Annotated in this window: 2 protein-coding genes; both read right to left on the reverse strand. The window is 72.9% G+C overall.

What is annotated here, in order from left to right:
• The coding region (locus tag IEJ02_RS47265; protein ID WP_191070428.1) for a type I polyketide synthase at positions 1 to 1,766 on the reverse strand (1,766 nt) is incomplete at its 3' end.
• Positions 1,763 to 5,839: SDR family NAD(P)-dependent oxidoreductase (locus IEJ02_RS47270; RefSeq protein WP_191070429.1), on the reverse strand; the 4,077-nt coding region annotated here is incomplete at its 5' end. The genes IEJ02_RS47270 and IEJ02_RS47265, both read right to left, overlap by 4 nt.

The raw sequence follows: 5,839 nt of genomic DNA on the forward strand, positions 1-5,839 counted from the left end.
GACCACTCCACGAACGGCGCCAACGCCGCCGCACACTCCTCCATCGCCGCGGCGAACACCGGCGACTCCCCCCACAACTCCACCGCCATCCCCACCCACTGCGCCCCCTGACCCGGAAACACCCACACCGGACCAGCCTCCGACAGCGCCGTTCCCCGCACCAGGTCCGCGGACGGTTCGCCCTGGGCGAGGGCGCGCAGGCCCTCGGGGCTGGTGACCAGGGCACGCCGCGCGAAGTGCGTGCGCGAGAGGGCCAGGGCACGGCCGATGTCCCGGGCGGACAGCGTGCGGCCCTTCAGGTGCGCGTCGAGCAGCCTCGCCTGCTCGCGCAGCGCGGACGCGTCCTGGCCGGACAGCACCCACGGGCTCGGCCCCTCTTCCCTGGGCCCCTCCCCCGGGGACGCGGCCTGGGGCTGTGGCGCGGCCTGCTCGACGATCACGTGCGCGTTGGTGCCCGAGATGCCGAACGACGACACTCCGGCGCGCCGTGGCCGGTCGGTCTCCGGCCACGGTCGCGCGGCCGTGACCAGTTCGACGGCGCCGTCCGCCCAGTCCACGTGGGAGCTCGCCCGGCTCACGTGCAGCGTCGCCGGGACGATTCCGTGCCGCAGCGCGCCGACCATCTTGATCACGCCGCCGACCCCGGCCGCCGCCTGGGTGTGGCCGATGTTCGACTTCAACGAGCCCAGCAGCAGGGGGCGTTCCCGGTCCTGACCGTAGGTGGCCAGCAGCGCCCCGGCCTCGATCGGATCGCCCAGCCTCGTCCCGGTGCCGTGCGCCTCGACCACATCCACGTCGGACGGGCGCAGACCGGCGTTGTCCAGGGCGCTGCTGAGCACGCGGCGCTGAGCGGAGCCATTGGGCGCGGTGAGTCCGTTGGACGCCCCGTCGGAGTTGACCGCCGAGCCCCGCAACAGCGCCAGCACCTGGTGTCCGTTGCGTGTCGCGTCCGAGAGCCGCTCCAGGACGAGCAGGCCCGCGCCCTCGGAGAAGCTGGTGCCGTCGGCGTCGTCGGAGAACGACTTGCAACGGCCGTCGGGGGCCAGACCTTCCTGCTGGGTGAAGTCGATGAAGGCCGACGGCGTGGACATCACGGTCACCCCGCCCGCCAGGGCAAGGGAGCAGTCCCCCGACCGCAGCGCCAGCGTGGCCTGGTGCAGGGCGACCAGCGACGAGGAGCACGCCGTGTCGATGGTGACCGCCGGGCCTTCCAGGCCCAGGGTGTAGGCGATGCGGCCGGACATCACGCTGCACGCGTTGCCCGTCGCGGAGAACCCGGGAGGCAGATCGGGCACTTGGTCGAGTACCGACTGGTAGTCCTGGTGCAGCGCGCCGACGAACACACCGGTCCGGCTCTGGCGGAGGGTGCCGGGCACGATCCCGGCGCGCTCCAGCGCCTCCCAGGCCAGCTCCAGCAGCAACCGCTGCTGCGGATCGGTGGCCAGCGCCTCCCTCGGGGACATCCCGAAGAAGGCCGGGTCGAACTCGGCCGCGTCGGGCAGGAATCCGCCGGAGCGGGTGCTGGACGGCACCTCGCCCCAGTCCCGGTCGGTGGGGAAGTCGGTGATCGCGTCACCGCCGGACTCGACGAGTTCCCACAGCTGCTCGGGGCTGCGCACACCGCCGGGGTACCGGCAGGCCATGCCGACGATCGCGATGGGTTCGCTGCGCGTGGCCAGGAGCTTGTCCAGTTGGCGGCGAGTGCGCCGCAGGTCCTCGGTGGTCTCCTTGAGGAAGTGCCGCAGCTTGGCCTCTGTGCTGGTCATGAGATACCGAACTCCTTACCGAGCAGCTCGAACATTTCCTCGTCGGTGGCCTCGCCGAGATCGGTGTCCTGGGCCTCGGTGTCGGTCACGAGCAGTGCGGACAGCCTGCGCATCACCTGCTCCCGGATCCCGGGGTCGCCGTCGAACCGGGCGAAGGCGTCCTCCAGCCGGGCCAGTTCGACGAGCACCGGGTTCTCCTGGGGCCGGTCGCCGCCGATGCGGGAGGACAGGTGCTCGGCCAGTGCGGTGGGCGAGGAGTGCTCGAAGACGATGGTGGCGGCCAGCCGCAAGCCGAGTTGGGTGCCGATACGGTTGCGCAGTTCCACGGCGGTCAGCGAGTCGAAGCCGAGGGATTTGAACGGGCGGTCGGCCTCCAGTGACCCGTCGTCGGGGTGGCCGAGCACCGCGGCGGCTTGCGCGCGCACCAGCCTGGTCAGCTCGGCGGCCCGGTCCGCCGGACTCATCCGGGCGAGGCGGTCGCCGAGGGCGCCTTCTCCGGTGTCGGCGTGCCTGCGGCCGGTCGTGCCGGTCAGTGCCCACAGGATGTGCGGTGCCGACGCGGCGGCCCGCAGGGCCGGCAGGTCCAGGCGCATTCCGGCGACCGCGGGCTCGTCCTGCGCCACCGCCGCGTCGAACATGGCCAGCGCCTCGTCGGTGGAGAGCGCGGGCAGACCCGAGCGGGCGATCCGGTCGATGTCCCGTGCGGTCAGCGCGCCGGTCATGCCGCTCGCCTCGGCCCACAGGCTCCACGCGATCGACGTGGCGGGCAGCCCCGCGGCCTTGCGATGGGTGGCGAGGGCGTCGAGGAAAGCGTTGGCGGCGGCGTAGTTGCCCTGGCCCGCGCTGCCCATCACGGCGGCGGCCGAGGAGTAGAGCACGAACGCGGCGAGGTCGAGGTCTTGGGTCAGCTCGTGGAGGTGCCAGGCGCCGTCGGCCTTGGAGCGCAGGCTGGTGGCCAGCCGTTCGGGGGTCATCGACTGGATCACGCCGTCGTCGAGTACCCCTGCGGCGTGCACGACGGCCGTCAGCGGGTGCTGGGCGGGAATGGTGGCGAGAAGGTCCGCCAGTGCCGTCCGGTCGCCGACGTCGCAGGCACGCACCTGGACCCGGGCCCCGTGCTCGGCCAGCTCCGCGACCAGCCGCGCCGCGCCGGGCGCGTCCGGTCCGCTCCGGCTGACGAGGAGCAGATGCCGTACGCCCCGCGTGGTCACCAGGTGGCGGGCCAGTGACACGGCCAGGCCGCCGGTGCCGCCGGTGATCAGGACGGTGCCCCGCGGGTTCCAGCGCCGCGGCATGGTCAGCACGACCTTGCCGATGTGCTGGGCACGGCTGATGTACCGGAACGCCTCACGTCCGCGCCGGACGTCCCACGTGGACACCGGGAGGGGCTTCAGCACACCGTCACGGAACAGGTCGAGCAGGGCTTTGAGCCGTTCCTGTACGGCGTCGGGCTCCAGCTCCGCCAGGTCGAAGGCGCGGTAGCCGATGCCGTCCGGCACCTCGGTGCGGATGTCGGTCTTGCCCATCTCGGCGAACCGCCCGCCCCTGGGCAGCAGCCGCAGCGAGGCATCCACGAACTCGCCGGCCAGCGAGTTCAGTACGACATCGACGCCCCGGCCACCGGTGACCTCCAGAAAGCGCCGCTCGAAGTCGAGGGTGCGCGAGGAGGCGATGTGGTCATCGGGAACGCCCAGCCGGCGCAGCACGTGTTGCTTGGGTTCACTGGCGGTGGCGAAGACCTCAAGACCCCAGTGCCGGGCGAGTTGGATGGCCGCCATGCCGACGCCACCGGCGCCCGCGTGCACCAGCAGGGACTGTCCCGCGCGCACCTCGGACAGGTCGAGCAGTCCGTAGTAGGCGGTGAGGAACACGACGGGCACCGATGCCGCCTGCGCGAAGGTCCAGTCGTCGGGCATCGGCGCGAGCAGCCGGTGATCGGTGACGGTCAGCGGCCCGAAGGCGCCGACGGTCAGGCCGAACACACGGTCGCCGGGGACCAGACCGGTCACGTCCGGCCCGGTCTCCAGCACGACACCGGACACCTCGGCCCCCAGCGGGGTCGCCGCACGCCGGTTCATGCCCAGCGCGTCGAAGACATCGCGGAAGTTCACCCCGGCGGCCCGGACGTCGACCCGGACTTCCTGGGGTCCGAGCGGTTCCTCGGCGCGGGGCCACCGGATCAGGGCGAGGTCGTCGAGGCTGCCCTTCCGCGTGGTCTCCAGGCGCCATGACGGACCGGCCGGTGGCGTCAGCGTGCCGGGCTCGGCCAGCCGGGCCGCGAGCAGGGCGCCGTCGCGCACCGCGAGCTGGGGTTCTCCGCTTGCCAGCGCGCGCGAGATCAGCTCGTCCGGCACCTGGGGCCCGTCCGTGTCCACCAGGACGAACCGGCCCGTGTTCTCGGTCTGCGCGGACCGGATCAGGCCGCGGGCGGCCGCCACCGCGGGTACGACGTCCTCGTCACCGGTGGCCACGCCGCCCTCGGTCACGAAGACGAGCGAGACCTCTTCGAGCCGTGGCTCGGCCAGCCATGCCCGCAGCAGGTCGAGCACCCGTGCCGTGAGCCGGTAGGTGCCGGGCAGCGTCTCGTCGTCCACCGGGCCGAGGCGGACCACGGCCGCGTCGGCACCCGCGCTCGCGTCGGGCAGTGCCCAGGTCCGCGGGTCGAGCTCGACGACGGTACGGGCGTGGTCCGGGTCGGCGGGCACCGGCCGCCAGGCGAGCCGGTACAGCGGGGCGTCGATGGCGGAGTCCACGGCGGTGTATCGGCGCAAGTCCAGGGACGCGGCGGTCAGCACCGGTGCGCCCGCGGGGTCGACGACGGTCAGCTCGACGGTGTCCGGGCCGATGCTTCGCAGCCGGGCCCGCAGGGAGGTGGCCCCGCTCGCGTGGAGGCGCACCCCGCTCCAGGCGAACGGAAGCACACCGGTGCTGCCCAGCAGGCTTGTGGCGTGCAGGACGGCGTCCAGCAGGGCGGGGTGCAGACCGAAGGCGCCCGCCTCGGCCCGCTCGTGCTCGGGAAGCGCCACCTCGGCGCAGACGCCGTCCTCGGTCAGCCATGCGGCGTTCAGGCCCCGGAACGCCGGGCCGTAGCCGTATCCCTCCTCGGCGAGAGCGTCGTACACCGCCACCGGCTCGATCTTCTCCGCGCCCGGGGGCGGCCAGGACGCGATCCCGGATTCGGGGTCGCCGCCCTCGTGCTCACCGGTGGACAGGGTGCCGGAGGCGTGTTGCGTCCAGTTGGCTCCACCGCGGGCGAAGACCCGCACGGTCCTGCGGTGGTCGGCGGCGGGCCGGTCCACGTGGATCTGTACCTGGACACTCCCCTGTTCCGGCAGGACGAGCGGCTTCTCCAGCACGAGTTCGTCGACCCGGTGGCAACCGACCTCGTCGCCCGCGTGGATGACCAGTTCCAGCAGGGCGGTTCCGGGCAGCAGCACCGTCCCGGCCACGGCGTGGTCGGCCAGCCAGGGGTGGGTGGCGAGCGACAGGCGGGCGGTGAACAGGTGGCCGCCGTCACCGGGCAGCTCGGTCCCCGCCCCGAGCAGCGGATGGTCCGGAACGCTCAGCCCCGCCGCGGTGACGTCCACCGCGCTCGAACCGGCACGAGGCCAGTACCGCTGGTACTGGAAGGCGTACGTGGGCAGTTCCACGCGAGTGGCGTCGGGGAAGACGGCGCTCCAGTCCACGGGGATCCCGTGCTGGTGCGCCAGGGCGAGCGAGAGGCGGATCCGGTCGAGTGTCCCCTCGCCACGTCGCAGCGTACCCAGGGCGACAGCCTCCGCCGTCTCCTCGATCGACGTGGTCAGCACCGGATGCGGGCTCATCTCCAGGAAGACCCGGAACCCGCCCTCCCCCAGCCCCGACACCGCGCGCCGAAAGTCCACACGCTCGCGCAAGTTGGTGTACCAGTACTCCGCACCCAGCTCGGCACCGTCCACCCGGCCACCCGTCACCGACGAATAGAACGGCACCTCGGCGGCGACCGGTCGCACCGATGACAGCCCCGCCAGGACCGCGTCACGGATCCCCGCCACCATCGGGGAGTGGGAGGCGTAGTCCACCGCGATCCGCCG

Source organism: Streptomyces sp. 5-10 (assembly GCF_014712245.1).
GTDB lineage: Bacteria > Actinomycetota > Actinomycetes > Streptomycetales > Streptomycetaceae > Streptomyces > Streptomyces violaceusniger.